The 19,064-nt window shown below is 70.7% G+C and carries 11 protein-coding genes; 7 read left to right on the forward strand and 4 right to left on the reverse strand.

Annotated elements, in window-relative coordinates; all coding sequences use genetic code 11:
* The 7 genes from tap (at position 1) to IPT68_RS00130 (ending at position 11,760) form a co-directional block, all read left to right on the forward strand.
* Positions 1-2,100: a telomere-associated protein Tap gene (gene tap / locus IPT68_RS00100; RefSeq protein ID WP_189702383.1), complete on the forward strand. Its 2,100-nt coding sequence runs from the start codon at positions 1-3 to the stop codon at positions 2,098-2,100.
* Positions 2,101-2,103: 3 nt separating this feature from the next.
* Positions 2,104-2,661 carry a telomere-protecting terminal protein Tpg gene (gene tpg, locus IPT68_RS00105; RefSeq protein ID WP_189702382.1) on the forward strand — a complete coding sequence of 186 codons (558 nt, stop codon included), beginning with the start codon at positions 2,104-2,106 and terminating at the stop codon, positions 2,659-2,661.
* 81 nt (positions 2,662-2,742) lie between these two features.
* Complete coding sequence (locus IPT68_RS00110) at positions 2,743-4,119, forward strand: DNA-binding protein (protein ID WP_228040097.1); 1,377 nt, start codon at positions 2,743-2,745, stop codon at positions 4,117-4,119.
* Positions 4,120-4,603: 484 nt separating this feature from the next.
* Positions 4,604-5,194, forward strand: coding sequence for a TnsA-like heteromeric transposase endonuclease subunit (locus tag IPT68_RS00115; RefSeq protein WP_229818561.1), 591 nt, complete (start codon positions 4,604-4,606; stop codon positions 5,192-5,194).
* Positions 5,191-7,440: a DDE-type integrase/transposase/recombinase gene (locus IPT68_RS00120; RefSeq protein ID WP_189702380.1), complete on the forward strand. Its 2,250-nt coding sequence runs from the start codon at positions 5,191-5,193 to the stop codon at positions 7,438-7,440. The genes IPT68_RS00115 and IPT68_RS00120 overlap by 4 nt, the downstream gene beginning before the upstream one ends.
* Positions 7,434-8,462 (forward strand): TniB family NTP-binding protein, encoded by a 1,029-nt coding sequence (locus tag IPT68_RS00125; protein ID WP_189702379.1) that lies wholly within the window; start codon positions 7,434-7,436, stop codon positions 8,460-8,462. Before IPT68_RS00120 ends, IPT68_RS00125 begins: the two co-directional genes overlap by 7 nt.
* A 97-nt stretch (positions 8,463-8,559) precedes the next feature.
* Positions 8,560-11,760, forward strand: coding sequence for a Helicase associated domain protein (locus IPT68_RS00130; RefSeq protein WP_189702378.1), 3,201 nt, complete (start codon positions 8,560-8,562; stop codon positions 11,758-11,760).
* 173 nt (positions 11,761-11,933) lie between these two features.
* Here the strand turns inward: IPT68_RS00130 and IPT68_RS00135 are convergent, their stop codons facing one another.
* The 4 genes from IPT68_RS00135 to IPT68_RS00150 all read right to left on the reverse strand — a co-directional run bounded on the left by IPT68_RS00135 (position 11,934) and on the right by IPT68_RS00150 (position 18,976).
* A complete protein-coding gene (locus IPT68_RS00135; protein ID WP_189702377.1) occupies positions 11,934-13,421 on the reverse strand; it encodes a UvrD-helicase domain-containing protein in 1,488 nt (495 codons plus the stop codon).
* Positions 13,408-15,537: an ATP-dependent nuclease gene (locus IPT68_RS00140; protein WP_189702376.1), complete on the reverse strand. Its 2,130-nt coding sequence runs from the start codon at positions 15,535-15,537 to the stop codon at positions 13,408-13,410. The genes IPT68_RS00135 and IPT68_RS00140 overlap by 14 nt, the downstream gene beginning before the upstream one ends.
* Before the next feature lie 320 nt (positions 15,538-15,857).
* Complete coding sequence (locus tag IPT68_RS00145) at positions 15,858-17,522, reverse strand: Mu transposase C-terminal domain-containing protein (protein ID WP_373300781.1); 1,665 nt, start codon at positions 17,520-17,522, stop codon at positions 15,858-15,860.
* A gap of 188 nt (positions 17,523-17,710) precedes the next feature.
* A complete protein-coding gene (locus IPT68_RS00150) occupies positions 17,711-18,976 on the reverse strand; it encodes an ATP-binding protein (protein WP_189702410.1) in 1,266 nt (421 codons plus the stop codon).
* Between the last annotated feature and the right edge of the window lie 88 nt (positions 18,977-19,064).

The raw sequence follows: 19,064 nt of genomic DNA on the forward strand, positions 1-19,064 counted from the left end.
ATGGCATCTGAGGAAGAGTTGTTCGCGTCGGTCGACGCTCTGTTGAACGAGGAGCCGCACCTGCCGCCTCCGGCGGAGCGTGCTCGGCTGCGTGAGGCTGCCGGCATCACCCAGGCCCGCCTGGCCACCGCGTTGAAGACGACGACCCAGTCGGTGAAGAACTGGGAGAACGGCCGCAGCGAGCCGAAGTCTCCGCGGCTGGATGCCTACCAGCGGCTGCTGAAGGGGTGGGCGGCGAAGTATCCCGCCCCCGGTGCAGCCCCGGCACATGCTCCGGCGCGAGCGGCGTCTACCGAGCCGGCCGCGTCCAGGGTGGAGACGGCAGATGCCCCTCAGACTCCCGCCGTTCCGGCTGCGGCGCCGGCTCGCCCGGCCTTCCGGCCCGCTCCGACATCGCGGCGGCCGACCACGCAGAAGGCGGCGCAGCCCGCAGCCGACCCGCGCTTCCCGCACGGGCCCCTCGCGGTCCTGGACGGTGACGGCTGCGCGTACGGCGTCGACGGGATCGTGCTGGACTGCCCGGCGACCACGGTGGTGGAGCTGGTGGAGTGGACGCTGCGTGAGTCCGGTCTCGGTGCGCCGAAGCTCAACCGGTACGGCAAGGACAGCGACCCGCTGATCGTGCTCACCGCCGCGGCTGCCGTGAAGCTTGGGCTGCCGGAGCGCCTGGAAGGCCACGAGCAGCGCCGCTCCCTGCGTCTGCCCGAGGACCATCCCGTGGTCAAGCAGGTGGTTAAAGCGAAGTGGCGTCTCACCCAGCGCGGGTTCGGCCCGTGGGCAAGGATCTACCGCAAGGCGCAGGGCCGCGAGCGGCAGTGCGTGCAGCTGGCGGTCCTGTCCTGGAACGCCCTTGATGAGCGGTCCTGGCCTGGCGTGAGCGAGATGGAGCCGGCCGACATCGCCCGCGTTCTGGGCGTGTACGCCACCCGGGTCATCACCCCGCGCGGATCGACAGCCGTGTCCGGGCTGGAACTGATGACGGCGCTGCGCCCGCCGACGAAGCCGGAGCGCGATGAGGAGACCGGGAACTGGGTGTCCGCCTACCACCCGGGATCGCTGGGGACGGAGCCGATGGACCCGGCGCCGCCGGAGGCCACCCCGGAGCACCCGGTGGTCGTTCAGTCCGGCTGGACGGGCGGCTTCCTCGATGAGGAGGCGTACCAGTGGGTGCGGCCGGTGGACCTGCTCACCGATGAGGAGTGCACGCTGCCCTTCGCGGTCGGCCTGGACCTCAACACCGCGTTCCTCGCCGCCGCGGCCCGCCTGGTCGTCGGCCTGTCCGCCCCGGACCCCTTCCACGCCCCGAAGTTCAACCCGAAGATCCCCGGGAGCTGGCTGGTCGACCTGAGCCACATCGAGCTGGACCCACGCCTGCCCTCGCCGTTCACGCCGGACGGCTCCCGGCCCACGGGACCGGCCTGGTACCAGACGCACACCGTCGCCTACGCCCAGGAGCTCGGCTACGACGTCCACCCGATCGAGGCGTACCTGCGCCGCGAGACCGGCGCGTACCTGGACCCTTGGCACGACCGGCTCAAGAACGCCTACGTCGACACCCTCGCCGACCTCGGCGTCACCAAGGACCTGGACGACCGGGCCTTCCTTGCGGCAATGGAGCGGCACAAGGACGTCGACCCGGCGATGGCGGCCGTCCTCGCAGCCATCAAGGCCACCGTCAAGGGCGGCATCGGCAAACTGCGTGAACGCCCCCAGGGCAAGAAGTACAAGGAGGGCGAGCGGTGGCCGGCTCTTCAGCGGCCGACCTGGCGGCCCGACATCCGGGCCGCCGTCATCTCCAAGGCCCGGGTCAACATGCACCGCAAACTGCGCAACATGGCCACGATGACGGGCCTGTACCCGCTCGCCGTGCTCTCCGACTGCGTCGTCTACCCCTCACCGGGCGACAGCCCGCTCGACTTCCTGCCCTACGCCGCCTCCGGCAAGCCCCAGCCCGGAGGCTTCCGCCTCGGCCCCACCCCCGGCCTGGCCAAGCTCGAGGGCGTCCAGCCGATGCTGTGGGCGGTCGACCTGATGGAGAAGGGTTACAACCCGGCCCGCCACATCAAGGGCGGCGACGCCGTCCTGGACGAAGGCGAGTAGACCGTGGGAGAGATCGACGACGCCATCGAACGCGCCGACCAGGAAGCCTTCACCCGCCAGCCGCCCAAGACCCTCCAGGCCCGCATCAACTTCCTGGTGAAGCAGCTCAAGACGACCAAAGCCGTTGCCCAGGAGATCGGGGTCAGCCAGCGGTCGGTGGAGCGATACCGCAAGGGCGAACGCAAGCACCCGCCCCAGGCCATCGCCGAACGGATCGACGCGGCCGTACGGGCCCGCTGGCAGCCACAAGTGCGAAAACGCCGGCGCAAGCAGGCCGCCACCACACGCGGGATCACCGTGGAGACAAGGGCCCGGTTCGGCTACACCGCACCGATCGGCACGACCGACGACGGACGCTTCCGCCGCCTCACCGTCCACCTCCCCGCGGTCTACGCACAACGCCTGTTCAACGCCCGCGACGCCGGAGCCAGCGACCAGCAGATGCGCCAGATCATCGCCGAAGGCTTCAAAGACATCTACTTCCAGGACGGCGGAAACCGCGCCTTGGGACTCACCGACGTCACCCTCAACGACATCGACTACCTCGACCTCGACTACTGACCCGGCGCCGACCGGGGCAGGAACCTGTCCAGTCGCTGTGCGAGCCGAAGAGGACATCGGGGGTGAGGTGTGGCCGCAGGGGTGTTGCGAACCGTGCCGCTGGCCGGGGAGCTGACCGCGTCGCTGATCAGCCGGGTGGCTGCCCGCTACGGTCTCGCAGCCAGCAGCGTGATGCGGCTGTGGACGTGCCGCAACTCCCCCAGCCGGCACGATGGCGGCGGTGTGAGGGCAGATGCGGAGGTCGTCCTGAACGGGGCCGGGCGGGGTGTCCTCGCCGAGCTGTGCGGGGTGGAACCGGCGGTGCTGGTGCGCGCTCTTCCGTCGTTCACCGTGGACGATCCCACGATCAGCACCGGCCGGGACGCCTCCCTGGCGCAGGCACGGTGGCGGGCGGCGGCCGCGGTGGCGGGGGAAGCAGCGTTCGGCTGCCGGCTGTGCACAGCGCGGCGCACCGGGCAGGCGCTGCGGGCGGTGCGGTATCTGCCGCGCCGGCAGCGGGTCTGCCTGCGGCACGGGCGCTGGCTGCTGGACGCGGACGCCGACCAGCCGCTGGAACACCTCGATCTGCGCCTGCTGCCGGAGGTGGTGGCCGCGCAGCGGCGGTGGCCGGGCGTGGCACGGCGTGCGGTGCGCGCCGGGGTGGAGCCGCAGCAGGCGTTCACACTGGCGCATGCGGTGGTGGCCCGCTGGTGGGAGCAGGCTCTGTACTGGGAGCAGGAGGAGGTCTGGCCGCGCCGTCTGCACCACTTGGCGGGCGGCAACGCGGGATCACGGCTTGAGTGGTGGCGGATCGTCGGCCGGGACGCGGCGATCTTCCCGGAGGTGACGGCCGTGGCACAGGCGCTGCTGGAGCCGGCCATGGCTGAGGTGGCCTGGCGGGCAAGCGGCGGGATGCAGCCTCGTGCGCGGGGCACCGACGATGCGTTCTGTCACCGGCTGGGCGAGCTGGTAGGCCGCACCTGGCTGGGACCCGAGCTTGCGGCTGACCACGGCAGCCCGCTGAACGACTGGAGGGGTGCGATCGTGCGCGCCCGCCGCCACGAGACGGGGCCGGCGGGGTGGCGGGAGGATCCGTGGCGGCTGAAGCGGGAACAGCAGCCCGCCACGATGGCCGGCCAGCTGCGCGTCATGGCGGCAGAAGCCCAGTCGGGCGGCTCGGGGACCCGGTGGCGGGCTACGGTGAGCGCCGAACAGCGGTTCCGTATCACGCAGTTGGTCGACGAGGCGCGTGAACAGCTGGTGGAGCTGCGCGGCGTGCACAGCGGCACCACCGCCGAGGTGGCCCGCACCCTGCTGGAGCACCTCAGCCACAGTGCCGCCCTGATCGACCAGGCCCTCGTGCACACCGCCACCGCGGCCGTCGCCGCCGGGGTGGCACTGGAGGAGGTCGCCGCGTGGTCCCGCCTGCCCGCCCAGGAGCTGGCCGAGGTGCTCGCCGCGGGTGAAGGAGAGGACTGACACGACCGGCGGCAGCCGAATGGCGGCGCGGGCCGGCCGGCATCCGGCAAGCCGTTGCCGACAGGGTGCGGCGCGGCGGGGTGAGAGTGCAGGACTTTGCACTGACACCGGTGCCCCCGCCCGGCACTCTGGGTGCCGCGCGCAGCCCAACATCCGGCGGCTGCACCGATGTTGGTTACCGGCCGGTTCTCCTGCGCGGCAGGTCAGGCATGGCGTTGTGTGGAGTACGTGATCACCGACAGCAGCCGGGAGGCCGCATTGTCCGCGGTACCCGGAGCCAGGAGCCGCATCCCCGAGCCGCACAGTACGGGTGGTGCTGTGCGACGCGAAGGCGCTACGGCTGTAGATGCCAGCCTGATCGATGTGCGCTTTCGAGACCCTCTGGGGTGCTCGCGTCAGGCCCCGTGGCTTGAGGCTGCGCAGGACGTCCCCTTTCGAGGACTCTCCTGCGGTACGGCCTTTCCCCGTCCGGTACGGGCGGCGGGTGGCTCCTGGCTGGTGGTGGTCGTCGACGACCGGGCGGCTGGTGGCGTACGGGTCCGGTGTCATGCGGACCGAGCTGATGCTGCTGGACCGGGATCCGGCGGTGGTGGCGCTGGCCTGCCGACCGGTGGAACTGGTGTGGCGTGAGGACGGCAAGGCTGTCGGTCATGCGCCGCAGCTGATGGCCAGGCTGCAGGACGGCAGCGGCCTGTTGCTCGACTGCGCGGGACGCAGCGGGCCCTCTGCCCGGCTGGCGGAGCGGGCACGGGTTGTGGCGGCGGCCGCCAAGGCAGCGGGCTGGTCCTACCGGCTTGCGGGGCCGCCGGATCCGGTGCTGGTGGCCAACGTGCGGTGGCTGGCGGGTTACCGGCATCCCCGGTACGCCGCAGGGCCGTGGATGCCGGCTCTGCTGGAGGCCTTCGGCAGTCTGCGGCCGGCGGTGGAGGGGGTGCGTGAGCTGGGTGACCCGATCGCCGTGTGGCCGGCGGTCTTTCACGCGCTGTGGAGCGGTGTGCTGCGGGTGCGGCTGGACGAACCGCTGCACGAGCGTGCCCTCATCTCGGTCGCACGGCAGGAGGCCGAAGCGGCGTGACACAGGCGGTTGTCGAGGTCGGGGCGCGCCTTCGCTACGACGGACGGGTATGGACGCTCGCCGTGCTGGAAGGCGCCCAGGCCACGCTGGTGAGTGACGAGGGCGCCTCGGCGGTGGTGCTGCTGCCCTACCTGTTCGCCGATCCGTCCTTCGAGGTGGAAGGCGGACCGGCGCCGGGCAGGGTGCCGCCGTTCGGGCTGCTGGAGGCGCTGCCGGAACAGGTGCGGGAGCGGGCTCTGGCGTGGCAGCGGCATGTGCGGGAGGTGGAGACCGGCTTCCCTGACACGGTCGGGCAGGGCGCCCCGCGTGAGCAGTTCGATCCGGCCACGCGGAGCCTGGCGCAGCGCGAGCGGGCGAAGGCCGAGGAGCTGACGGCGGCGGGCTGGGCGGCAAGTGCGGCGACGGTGCGCCGGATGCGGGCGCGCTACCGCAGCGAGGGCTTGTGGGGGCTGGTCGACGGCCGGGCGGTGCGGGAGCGATCCGCGGTGGGGCGGGCCGATGAACGGGTGGTCGCGGCAGTCAGGACAGTGCTGGAGGGGCAGCGGGAGCGGTCGACGGGCACGCTGGTGCGGCTGCGCCGCCGGGTGGGGTGGCTGCTGGAGGAGGAGTACGGCCCTGGGGTGGTGGCGCTGCCGCCGGCGTCGACGTTCAACCGGCTGGTGCACGCGGTGGCCGACGGACAGGGGCTTTTGGGGACGGCGGCGCAGCGGCGATGGCATGCGTCGCGGCCGGCGCCTCCGTTCACGCCGACGGTGGCACTGCGCCCGGGTGAGCTGGTGATGCTGGACAGCACGCCGCTGGACGTTATGGCGGTGCTGGACCACGGTGTGACCGGCCGTCTTGAACTATGCATCGCGCTGGACGTGGCGACGCGCAGCATCTGCGCCGCGGTGCTGCGGCCGGTGGGCACGACGTCGGTGGACGCGGCGATGCTGCTGGCGCAGATGGTGGTACCGACAGTGATGCGGCCGGGCTGGGATGCGGCGCTGTCCATGCAGCGGTCCGTCATCCCCTATGAGCGGCTGATCGCGTTGGACGCACGGCTGGAGCAGGCGGCTGCCCGGCCGGTGATCATGCCGGAGACGGTGGTCGTGGACCAGGGCCGGGTGTACGTGTCGGCGTCGTTCATCTCCGCGTGCGAAAGCCTGGGGGTGTCGGTGCAGCCGGTGCCGCCGGCGAACGGCCCGGCGAAGGGCAATGTGGAGCGGACCTTCCGCACGATTGCCGACGGGTTCAGCCAGTACCTGCCGGGCCACACCGGGTCGGACGTCTCCCAGCGGGGCGCGACCGCGGAGCAGGATGCCTGCTGGAGCCTGGCGCAGCTTCAGGAACTGCTGGACGAGTGGGTCATCTGCGGGTGGCAGGAGCGCCGGCACGAGGCGCTGCGGCACCCGATGATGCCGAAGGTCGCCGTATCCCCGAACGAGATGTGGGCGGCGCTGGTGGCGGTGACGGGGCATGTACCGGTGCCCTTGTCCGCCGACGACTACGTCGAGCTGCTGCCTCTTCGGTGGCAGGCCGTCAACGACTACGGCATCCGCTTCGGCTACCGCACCTACGACCACCCCGGCCTGAACCCCTACCGGCGCCGCCGCTCACCGCGGGCGGACAAGAACGGCCGCTGGGAGGTCCACCACAACCCCTACGACCCGAACCGGGTGTGGGTGCGCCTGCCCGAGGGATGGCTCGAGGTGCCGTGGGTCCACGCCGGGGCGGTCAGGCGCCCGTTCACCGCGTTCACCTTCGACCACGTCCGCCGCACCGTCCAGCGCCGGCATGGCCGTGAAGAGCACGAGGCCGCGATCGCCCAGGTGCTGGATACGCTGCTGCGCCGTGCCAGCCAGGGACTGGGCAGCAGGCGGGAACGGACGGTAGCCGCCCGGGCCCAGGCGGCCGCGCAGATGACCGATCCCTCCCCCGCCACCACCGGGCAGCAGTGGCCTGCGCCTCTCGCGCCGGGGGCCTCGTTCGGGCTGCCCGGTTCCTTCACCGTCCCGCTCAAGGATGCCGACGGCTGGGACACCGACGACAGCCTGGACGACCTCGAGGACAACCAGGACGACGAGGACTACCTTCTCGCCGCCCTCGCCGACGGCCCAGACGCCGCGACAGACCACGCGGATGAGGCCGAAGCATCCGAGCCGACGGCCGAAACGGCCCGGGACCAGGCCGCTGAGCACACGCCGGCCGCCGGGGCGGGCGGCATGCGCATCTACGACCCGTACCAGGAGGCCCAGGCATGGTGACAGCGGCCCAGCCCGCTACCACGAGCACGTTCAGTCCGCTGACCACGTGGGACGGATGGCAGAAGTTCGTCGACACACCCCACGCACCGGCACGGGACACCAGCGACCAGGAATGGAAACTGGAGCAGCGGGAGGACTACCACGCACGGTTCGTGGTGCTGAAGACCCCCGCCATGGACACCATCTCCACCGCGGTACGCCGCCTGCTGCTGCTCAACCGCGGCCAGCAGGGCGGAGCCAGACGCGGCCTGATCATCTCCGGACCGGCCACCACCGGGAAGACCACCGCCATGCAGCAGCTCGGGCGCACCGTCGAACTCGCCGACCGGCGCCGCCACCCCAACCAGGACGGGCGTCTTCCGGTGCTGTTCATCACCGTGCCGCCGTCCTCCACCCCGAAGATGCTCATCAGCGAGTTCGCCCGCTTCCTCGGCCTGCCCGCCCTGGAGAGGATGAACCAGATCCAGATCACCAACGCCGTGTGCGAGCTGCTGTGCGAGCTGAGCACCCAGCTGGTCCTGGTCGACGACGTACACCTGATGGACACCCGCAGCCGGGCCGGCGCCGAGACCTCCGACCAGCTGAAGTACCTCGGCGAGCGGATCCCGGCCACCTTCGTCTACTCCGGCATCGACGTCGAATCCTCGCCCCTGCTGACCGGAGTGCGCGGCTCCCAGCTCGCCGGCCGCTTCAAAATCGTGCGCAACCAGCCCCTGCGCTACGGCAGCGCAGCCGACAAGCAGATCTGGCACGACCTGGTACACAGCATGGACAGCGCCCTGCGACTGCGCCACCACCGGCCCGGCACCCTGCTCACGCACGCCGCCTACCTCCACGCCCGCACCGGCGGCCGCATGGGCAGCCTCTCCCACCTCATCCGCGAAGCCGCCCTCGTCTCCCTGCTGGACGGCACCGAGAAAATCACCAAGAAACTGCTCGAACAGATCGAACTCGACACCGCCGCCGAACAACGGGCCCGGGCACCACACCGCCGCCGGACGCCCTCGCAACGTCGGCCCTGACCGACGGCGTCCGCCTCAACCGTCCGCCCCGCCCCCCGTTTGGCCCACCGCCCCGGCCGGCGCATCCGGGCCCGCCAGGAACGGCCTCTGCTGCCTCATGCACGACTTTCTTCCACCCCAGCCGCAGCCGCCTCGGACAGCAGCGGCACGTCCGGGGCCGGTACGGCTCGCGCCACTGCAGGGCGAGACGAACCTGTCGTACCTGGACCGCCTGGCCGACCGCTACCGGCTCGGCGTCAGAGACCTCATCCCCGCCCTCCTCCAGACCGGCGGAGGCCTGTTCAAGGGCTACCGCACAGACGGCGAGGTCTACCTCAACACCGAAGCCCGCGCCCGCATCTCCGCGTTCAGCCGCGTGCCCGAAGAGATCCTTGGGCGGGCCCTGCCCGCCTGGACCGCCCAGGAACCCCTCTCGCCGGACGGGGCGGGCGCGGCCGGGCGGTTCCGCTTCGGGAGCGTAGTGCCCACCGCGGGGGAAGGCTGCCGGCTGTGCACGGCCGCACGCACCGGACGGACCAAGCCCGCACGGCTGTACCTGAAACCGCACACCCGGATCTGCCCGCGTCATGGGCGCTGGATGCTCGGCACCCACTGGATCGACGGCGGGCCGGCCGACACCGAACAGGTCGACCTGGCAGGGCTGCCGGAGATGGTCACGGCGCACCGGCGGCATCTGGATCTGCTGCGCCATCGGCCGGACACCGCCCGCGCGTTCGAGGTCGCGCACGCCGTGGCCGTCTCCTGGTGGGCCCAGCCGTGGCCCGACGAAGAGCAGTGGCCGCGCCGGGCACGCCAGCTCACGCCGCCGGGCACCGATCCCGGCTGGTGGCGGCTGCTGGCCAGAGACGCGGTCACCTACCCCGAGACCGTCGCCCTTACCTCCCTCCTCACCGACGAACGCACCAGACAGCAGCTGCTCGCCGACACTGGCGGACATCTGCCCCACACGCTTGCCCACACTCCGGCCCTGGTCGCCCAGTTGGCGCGGGCCACGAAGCGGCCATGGCTTGCCGAACGGATCGCCTCGACCTCGGCCGGTCCTTTGCTGCTCTGGGCGCAGCACTGCGCACGGGACGACGCAGACCCAGCCGTCGCCGACCGGCTGTGGACACTGCACATGGCGCACCGGCCCCGCCCCATCGCCCGCGAACTCACCGCCTACCGCAACGCCGCACAGCAGCCGGAGAAGACGGCGCTGCACCTGGGGCTCCGGCACACCTCGGACCAGGCCTTCACCACCGGTCTGGCGCACGCCCGTGCCTACGCCGCCGTCCACGGCAACCTCGCCGCACCGATCCACAGCCGCTTCAACGGCTTTACCCTGGGCCGGTGGCTGTCGAATAACCGGAAATTCGCCGCGATGCCGCCCGAACACGTCGCCGCGCTGGAGGCGCTGGATCCGTGGTGGCGGCCGCCGTGGACAGTGATGTGGCAGCGCTTCTACTACCAGGCCCGCGACCACACCCGCGCCCGCGGTCCCCTGCGCCCCGAACACGGCTTCCCCACCACCAGCTTCGGCCTGGGCGAATGGCTCTACAACCAGTGCACCGGCTACGACGACCTGCACCCCGCACAACAGCGCCTCCTGGCCGACATCGGACTCACCCCCGAGGCGGTACAGGCGGCCCGGCCCCGCCGCAAGCACATGGCCACCCACTTCCAGCGCGCCCTCGCCTGCGCCCGCGCCTTTGCCAGCGCCCACGGCACGCTGGTGACCGCGACCACCGACACCGTCCAGGACGGACTGAAGCTGGGACAGTGGCTGGCCAACCAGCGCAGTAAAGACCGCGCCTACCAGAACCGCCACGGCACCCCCTCGCCCCGGGCGCTGGCGCTGTCGGCGATCGACCCGTGGTGGAACCCGCCCTGGACGCTGGAATGGCAGCGCTCCTGGCACCAGGCACGCACCCACGTCCAAGACGGTCACGTCCTGGACGCCGCGGCCGGGTTCCCCGGCACCAGCAGCGCGCTGGCCACGTGGCTGACCACCCAGTGCGCCCAGTACGACACCCTCCAGCCCGACCAGCAGGACCTCCTCGCCCACATCGGGCTGACCGCGGACCGGGCCCGCGGCGCCGCCGCACGGCCCGCCGAGCGCGAGGCCGACTTCGCCGTCGGTCTCGGATACGCCCACTCCTACCACGCGACGCACCGAACCCTCGCTGCCGCGATCGACACCGTCCACGACGGATTCCAGCTCGGGCGGTGGCTGCGCCGGCAACGCCAGCACGCCCGTACCGACGCCCACCGGGGCGGGCCTCCCTCTGCCGCGGCGAAAGCGCTGGACAGGATCGATCCCTGGTGGTGCCCGCCCTGGAGCCTGGCATGGCAACGCGCCTGGCAGCACATCCACGACCAGATCAAGGCCGGCCACCACCTCGACGCCGACCACCACTTCCGCAGCTTCGCCCCCGCCCAGCGCACCTGGCTACGCACACAACGCAACCACTACGACAACCTCCACCCCGACCAACAGCGCCTCCTCGCCGGCATCGGCCTCACCAGCGAAACCGCCCACACCCGGCCCCTCAACCCCTACGCCGAAACCGCGCTCGCGCACGCCCGCGCCTACGCCGCCGCCCACCACACCCTGGCCGTGGCCTACTCCACCGTCCACGACGGCTTCCCCCTCGGCCGCTGGCTCAACGACCAACGCCAACAAGCCCGACGCGACACCACGCCCAACGCCCGCCACCAAGCCCTCACCACGATCGACCCCTGGTGGAACCCACCCTGGGACCTGGCCTGGCAACGCGCCTACACCCGCGCCCGCACCACACAAACCCGCCCCACCGGCTTGCCGGCCGACGTACGCACCTGGATCAGAGCACAACACACCGCCTGGACCCACCTACGCCCGCAACAGCAACAACTCCTGACCGACCTGGGCATCGCCCCCGCCGGCCGCCGCCGGACCAGCCGCGTCTACCCCACGAGTCCCGGACTCGCCCACGCCCGCGCCTACGCCGCCGTCCACGGCCACCTCGCCTGCAGTAAAGACACCCGCCACGACGGTTTCGCCCTTGGCGACTGGCTGACACAAAAACGCCGCGCCGCCCGACAAGGCCGCCTCTCCCCCACCACCACCCAGGTCCTCGAAAACCTGGACCCCTGGTGGTGCCCGCCCTGGCCCCACACCTGGCAACGCACCTACCAACAAGCCAAGTCGCACCACCACACCGGCCAGGACCACTCCCCCACCCTCCAGCGATGGACCGAGCAGCAACGCACCCACTGGACCACCCTCCACCCCACCCAGCAACGCCTCCTCACCACCATCGCCATACACCCCGGATAGAACCGATGACGTTGGAGGGCCTCCGCAACCAAATTGTCCGCTCGGGGTCTGCACCCTCCCCGCCGCGTGGCGGCACGGCTGAGACAATTAAGAGCGTGCCTGGCAGCGAAAGCACGTGTGCCAGTGAGGCGCGGCCGCGGCAGGCCGTCGGTCGCTGCCTGCAGAGGAGACCGTCACGGTGCGTCTCCATAGACGGCGGTGGTCATTCGCTTGGCGCGGGTGAGGGCCACGTAGAGCTTGCGGTGGTCTTCGCTGTCGGAGCTGAGGCCCTGTCGCAGGGTTTCTCGCTCCGGGCCGGTAAGGCAGACGCCGACGGCGTCCCACTCTCGCCCCTTGGCCTGATGGGCGGTCAGGCCGGGGATGAGGCGTGCAGAGGCGTGGAGACGGGCTCTCAGGTTCTCCAGGCGTGCCGTGTGGGTGTGGTTGCGTCGTCTGGGCAGTGGACGGTCGGTTTCGCTGGCGACGACTGCGTTGAGGGAAGTCCAGATCTCGGCGATACCCGTCGTGCCTGCGAGGTCAGCGAGGACAGCCTGGAGGGGAGAGCGCAGGCGCTGCGCCGCCTCGTGGTCGATGCCGAGGGTGGTGAGGGCATCACTGTGGAAGGTGGCGTTTTCCCCGAACATCCGCTGGGTGACTTCGCTGAGCAGGAGAGTGCAGGCTGCTTCGTGAATGTGGCCTGTGGTCGATCCGTAGGCGAGGGGCAAAACATGGGGGCCGGCCTCCCACAGGGGTTTCCATCGCAGGGCAAGGAGAACGTCCATGTTCTCGGCCTGCCCTTCAGGAAGGGACACGCCCTGACCTGCACGCAACTGATCGGCCAGCAGGGCTTGTTGGGCACTCCTCCACCGGAAGGAGGTGCGCAAGTCGCGTTGGACGAAGCGGGCATCCTTGACCAGGCCGGGCACTTGTTCAGGGCGGGCGCCACGGAAGCCATACAGGGCCTGCCACGGATCACCAACCACGGTGACCTCCAGGCCTGCGTCGGCGGCGAGGCGGACCAAGGACAGGTCCAGGGCGTTGGCGTCGAAGATCTCATCGACAATCAGCGCCCGGGCGGTCTGGGCGAGGCGGGCGAGCAGGACATCGCGAACGCCGTGAGCGCCCAGGGCCGATTCGAGGAGGTGGCGCGCATCCTGGTGGGTGCAGTACCCCTCGGCCAGGGCCTCTCTGACGTCCGCGGTGCTGGGTCTATTCGCCTTCCCGGCCCGTCGGACGACCTCGGTGACGACCTGGCCTATTTCCAAGACCACAGTGGGCTCTCTGTCGGTCCACTGAGTGGATAGCAGCACCCGCCAGTGGTCGATGACGGTGAGGTGACGGTGGCCAGCGGGCCACCGCACGTGTCCGGTGTGCAGGAGGTGGGTGAGCAGGTCGCACACGATGGTGTCGAGTGTGACGATGCGGTGCGGCCAGGCGAGAGCGTTCGTGCCCCATTGGCTGAGCACACGATCGCGGAGTTCGGCGGTGGCAGAGCGGGTGAAACTAACCGCGATGACGGCGCGCTGGTCGTTGCCGTTGAAGCGCTGGATACCGAAGCGTTGAGCCGCCACGGTGGTCTTGCCGGATCCCGGGGCCGCTTCGATGTAGAGGCGGCGGCGCGGTGTTCCGGCCGCGGTCAGTTGTTCATCGGTAAGAGCACCGGCGGTGTCAGCTCGGGTCACGGTCCGCGTCCCCCCATGGGTCCGCCGCCCACGGTTCAGATCCCCAGGAACCTGCTGCCCACGCGTCGGCATCGGCAGGCTGCGCCGGGGCAGTGGGCCAAGCTCCGGCGGACATGGGTACCGGCGAAGCAGCAGGGCTACCCGGGTCGACCGGGGACAGGCCAGGGATGGTCGGCGGAAGGGCAGGCGGAATGTCTCCCTCCTCTGCTTCTCCCTCTTCGGCGCCGTCTCCGTCCTGGGGTTCTACGGGATGCGGAAAGAGGAAGTCGAACAAGTTCTTGAGATGGTCGGGGACCTGGACCGGTTCACCGCGTTCGACTGCATCAGCCAGCAGAAAAGCCAGTGCGTCGGCGAAGGCCGCCTTGTCCTTGGCATGCGGGCCCGCCGGCACGCCTGGGGCGCCCTCCTTGCCCTTACGGGCGCTCTTGAACAGGTTGTGCACCGACTGCGGGGTGATCGGCTCGATGGGTACTGCGCCAATGTCGGTCAGCGCGGACTCGATGAGCTGCTCGTTGCCCTGGGTGATGGACGGCTCCAGTGTCGGGTGGCTGATGAAGGCCTGCACCACGGCCGGATCGTGGTCGGCCACCCAGGTGGGCGGGGTGGGCTGTTCGTCGAAGGGCTTGTCACTGTCGCGCAACACGGCAAGCCGGGTGCAGATCTCCGCACCCTTCGTCGCCAGGAGCCGCGAAGTCCACGGCCCGACTTTGGTCCCGACGTACATGATGCTGAGTGCCTCCACGAAGGCCCGCTTCACCGCGTCTGGCCCGGCCCAAGCTCGGCCGAAGTCGCGGAGGATGGCGGCTTCGGTCACGCCTTCGACCACCACGAGCCGCTCGGCGAACAGTGCGGCCGAGCGGCTGGCGTCCATGTGCAGGCGGGCCATGCGCAGCGTCTTGTCGCGCTCGGTCATCGGGATCGTGGCGATCGGTCGGCAGACGCGCTGGCCGTCCGGCGTGCGCCGCAGCACCACCAGTTGTTCGGGATCGCAGGAGGTGATGATGTCGGTGGCGTGGCTGGAGAGCACGATCTGCAATTCCGGACGCTCGCGCACGGTCTTGCGCAGGTAGCGCACGAGGGCGTGCTGCAGTTGGGGGTGAAGGTGGGCTTCGGGCTCCTCGATGACCACGGTGGCGTGGAACGGAGTGCGGGGAAAGAAGGAGTCCGCCTCGGATTCTGCTTCCGCCGCAGCCTGCACGCGGCGCTCCCTCGCCAACTGCTCCTCGTCCGCTTGCGTCAGTTCCCCGGGTTCGTCGCTGGCCTCAGACGCCTCTCCTGCAGCTGCGGCGCGTGCGGCGGAGTCGGGTATCGCGGCCAGCGTGACGGCCATGTGGAGCAGGTTGACGTAGCCCAAGCCCGAGACCTCCAGCGGACGGGCCGAGGTACGACCTTCGACGACAGCCAGCATCAGTTCCAGGACACGCGCGAGGTAGGAGTCGTCTATCACCTGTCCCCGCACGTAGGGCCACTGGCGCTGCACGCCCGAAGTGAGAGAGGCGAGATGGGTGCTGATTCGTTCCTCAACGGCTTCGATAAGCCCGTCCTTGGCGAGGTTTTCCAGAAGCCGGGATGCCTTCACCCGCAGCGGCACCAGGCTGCGACTGCCATCAAGACGTTCCTGCTGGGCGCGCAGCAGCTCGATGAGGATCCGGGTCTCACGGCGGGCCAGCTCATCCAGAGGGTGGCGCCAGGCCGGCAGGTAGATGAACTTGAACGGGTCCGTCCCCAGACCCGGTTGCTGTATTCGGTACCGGTCGACCTGAGCGCGGACCGTGCCCAAGTTACGTTGGAATCCGCTGAACCATTGCTGCGCGACGTCGCCGGCGGATCGGTGCACAGAGCCCTGGATCTGCTGTCCCAGAGGTCCTTCGGCATCCGCGGCATGCTCCAGGCTGTACTGCACCTCGACGCCCAATGCATCTCCTGTGCCGAGAACGGCAGCGCTCTGCCTGGGCAGCAGCGGGAAGCGGCTGGTGTGCGCCAGGTACAGGGAGTCGGTGATCGTGGTCTTGCCAGCTCCGTTCGCCCCGATCAGAACGCTGAAGCGTCCCGGCAGCTGGCACTCGATCTCCCCCTCAGCGCTAGCTCTCAGCCCGGATACCTTGACGCGGCTCAAATACAACGGACCCCCTAACAACCCTGATAGCGCACAACGACCTCCATCATCACTGCTGGCACGGACACCTCTCACCCAAAACACGACCCGCCCCATCAAGTAGCAGCTCACTGGAAGTGCATGACGCTCGATCAACCTGCGCACAGCCACGTACACACAGGTCAGACAGACACCACCCCGCCCAGCCCCACTCCGGGCACCCCCAAGCACCAGGAACATCACCCAGAAGAACTGAGAAACCCCAGCTCACAGCCACACCGACAACTCACAAAAACTGGGCGACGACAGTAGGTGGCCGCGGTCACGAGGCGTCTCCGTCTTCAGCAAGGTCTGCGGCCGGCGCAGGCGGGCAGTCGGGGGCAGGCTCTGACGGGGCGGGAACAGGCCCGACCGGGCGTGGTCCGGGTGGCCAGGGAGGGCGGGGTGCGCCAGTCGGCCGGTGGCGCGGCGGGCGGGATGAGGTCCGGCAGCGCCAGCTTCGAGGCGTCGGTGTGCTCGACGGCGGCCAGTTCGTCCCCGGCTTGAGCGGAGGTGAGGGCTCCCAGTCTCTGGGCCGGCCCGGCCGTGGTGGCCGGGGCGAAGCGCTGTCGGCGCAGCGTCTCGGCGGCTTTTACCTCGGCGCGCAGACGTCGGGCACGTTCCGCACGGGCTATGCGTAGGGCTTTGAGTTGTTCGGGGGTGGCCGCGTCCGCGAGGTGCGCGGGCCCGAGGTACTTGCCGCTCGCGTCACAGATGTCGATCTCGTGATCGTGGTGCGGCATATAGCGCACGGTGACGGTACGGCCGGCCTGGCCGGTCATCCAGGGGGCGATGTAGGTGCGCCCGCGCCACCGCACGCCGTGGCTGGTCAGCTTTCGCGGGCGGCCGTCGTCCTCGAGGGTGAACGTCCACAGGTCGGCGGCGGGGACGTCCGTGAGGGGAGTCGGATCGGCCTGCCATGCCTCAAGCGGCGTGCGGCCGGACAGCGCCTTGGGACGGTGCTCGGTGTTCCACCAGTGTGTCCAGGCCAGCACCTCCGCTGTGAAGTCCTGAAACGACATGGCACAGATTTCCGGCGAGTGGCCCGCGCCTTTGCGTCGCCGGCCGGAGCGGGGCTTGGTGAGGGTGTAGCCGGGCAAAGCGGCGAACAGCATCCGGTCGACGGCCCGGTTGAGGTTTTCCACCGTGCCCTTGAGATGGGGGCTGTAGGCGGGAAGGTCCTTCACTGTCACGCCCATCGTGCCGAAGGCGGCGGTGACGGTGGTCGACAGGAAGTCCTTGCCCCGGTCCACCCGCACCTGCTCTGGTGTCCCTCCCGCGGGGCCGTAGGGATCTTCACGCAAAACAGCGGCGCGCAGCGCGGCCAGCACGGAGGCGCGGGAAGGAACGCCAGGGGTGATCGCGGTGCCGGTGATGACTTTGGTGGCGGTGTCGATGAACCAGGTCACCCACGGGCGCACCAGGTCGCCGTCGGCATCGACCAGCAGCGGTGCCTGGACGTGATCGGCCTCCCACACGTGATTGCGCCAGGAGGCCGCCCGTTTACCGAAGACGTCGTGTGCGCGGGCCGCGTCCGGTCCCGTCGCAAGACCGGCCCGCTCGCCCGCCGTGAGATCACGACGCACCGCGCGCAGGAACGTCGACAGCGACGGCACCGGGTCCAGCAACGGCACCGCGGCCGGCGGGGCGCCCGCGGGAGAAGCCGCGGAGTCAGACGCCGCCGTCGGCTGACCGTCACGGCCGCCGGTCTCGGCCCGGGCCACCAACTGGCGGTGGACCGCGGAAGCGTTGCCGTGCCAGTACGCCAGCAGCACCCGGATCTCCCTGGTGATCTCGAACCGGTCACCGCTGCGTTCCCCGGGGCGGATCTCGGCCCGGGGCGACCGGGAGGCCTCAGCCAGCCACCGCCACACCGTCCGCTCCGACACGCCCAGGCACTCCCCGGCCAGGCGCACATTCTCCCGCGACAGCCGCCGCTCGGCGCGTAGCGCCAGCAGACGACGCACCGCCGGCGCCCGCAACGCCGTCAGCGACTCTTCCCCCAAAACACCGGCCACATCCTCCGGCGGCGCCATCGGCTGCCCGTCCACGCCATGCCCCTTCGTTCTCATCCGCTTTCCGTGAAGCCCGTCTTCGCTCGCCCCGTCGGAACAGGTGAAGGCCCGTACACGAGCCCTCCGAGCAGCGCGGACCGTCACGGGTAGGGGCCAAGACGCGCGCAGGCCTGCTCGATCAGCTCCCGGTCCACACGCCTTGCGGGGCCGCGCTCGCGGGCCGCGTAGACATGCGACGTGATCTTCGCCCACGTGCGGAAATTGCCGCGCGCCATCTGCTCGTCCGCCCGCGCAAGGTCGTCCGGGTCCGCCTGCGCCCATACGGGATGGAACAGAGTCAGCGTCTGCGGGACTTGAGACGGCTCAAGTCGGCCGACCTGATGCCAGCTCAGCACGCGCGAGCGCAGCGCCGAAGCACGGGCGAGGGCCCGCTCGCTTCCCGCCCCACACAGCACCAGCGCCGCCGCACAGCCCGGTGCGTCCCACAACTGCCGCAGATAGTCCAGCAATGGCGGCGTCAGCCGCTGGGCGTCATCGATAAACAGCACACCCGGCTCGGCCAGTGCCCGCGTCAGAGCCTGGCTGGCCGGCCCGGCCCGGTGCGGCAGTGCCCCCGACGGCAGCCCGAGCGCTTCACACAGCGAGGCCCGCAGCTGCGGCAGACCGGGCGCCACGCCGGCCACCGCCCGCCACACCGGCACCCGGCCGGGCAGAAGATGCAAAGCCTGCTCGACGGCGACCGTCTTCCCCAGGCCCGTGTCCCCGTACACACAGCACATCCCGCGGGCCGCGACCGTATGCCCCACAGCCTCCGCCACAGCGGCCACCTGCCGTGTGGACACCAGCCGGGCCCCCGGCACATACAACCGCACACCGCCGCCCCGCACCCCCGCATCCGCGGCGCCCTCCGGCACCGGCACATCGGCGGGAGGCCCATCGACAACAAGCGGACCACCCGCCCCGTCCACGAGTCCCAAATCCGCCAGCGCCCTGTCATACCGGCTTGGCTCCAGCCCCACCCTGGCCCCTGCCGGACGGGCCACCTCAAGAACCCGGCCCGCCCCCAGATCCCGCTTGATCACCCGGTGCAATGTCGGCAGCGAGGGCACACACTGCGCACCCCATCCCTCCAACGCCCCCTCTTCCTGTGCTAGGAGCATCCTGCGCCGCAGCTCCGCGACGTTCCCGCCCGCCTGAGCCAGGACCTCCCACAACGCGTCGCTCAGCGAAAACCCGTCCTGCCGCGGCCGCGCCTCGACATGGCCCCGGCGTCCATCGGCCAGCCAACGCCACACCGTCCGCTCCGACACACCCGCCCACTCCGCCGCGATCCGCACATGCAGCGCCGACAGCGTCCCCTCCCCATCCACCGCAAGAAGCCGCCGTACCACCACACCCCGCGCCAACGGCACACCCCCAGCCGGCACAACCCCAGCCGGCCCCGCCCCGGGCTCACCCGCCGAACCCCCCTGAACCGTCATACGGCCCAGCCCA

It is taken from the genome of Streptomyces chromofuscus, from assembly GCF_015160875.1.
In the GTDB taxonomy this organism is placed as follows: Bacteria; Actinomycetota; Actinomycetes; order Streptomycetales; family Streptomycetaceae; genus Streptomyces; species Streptomyces chromofuscus.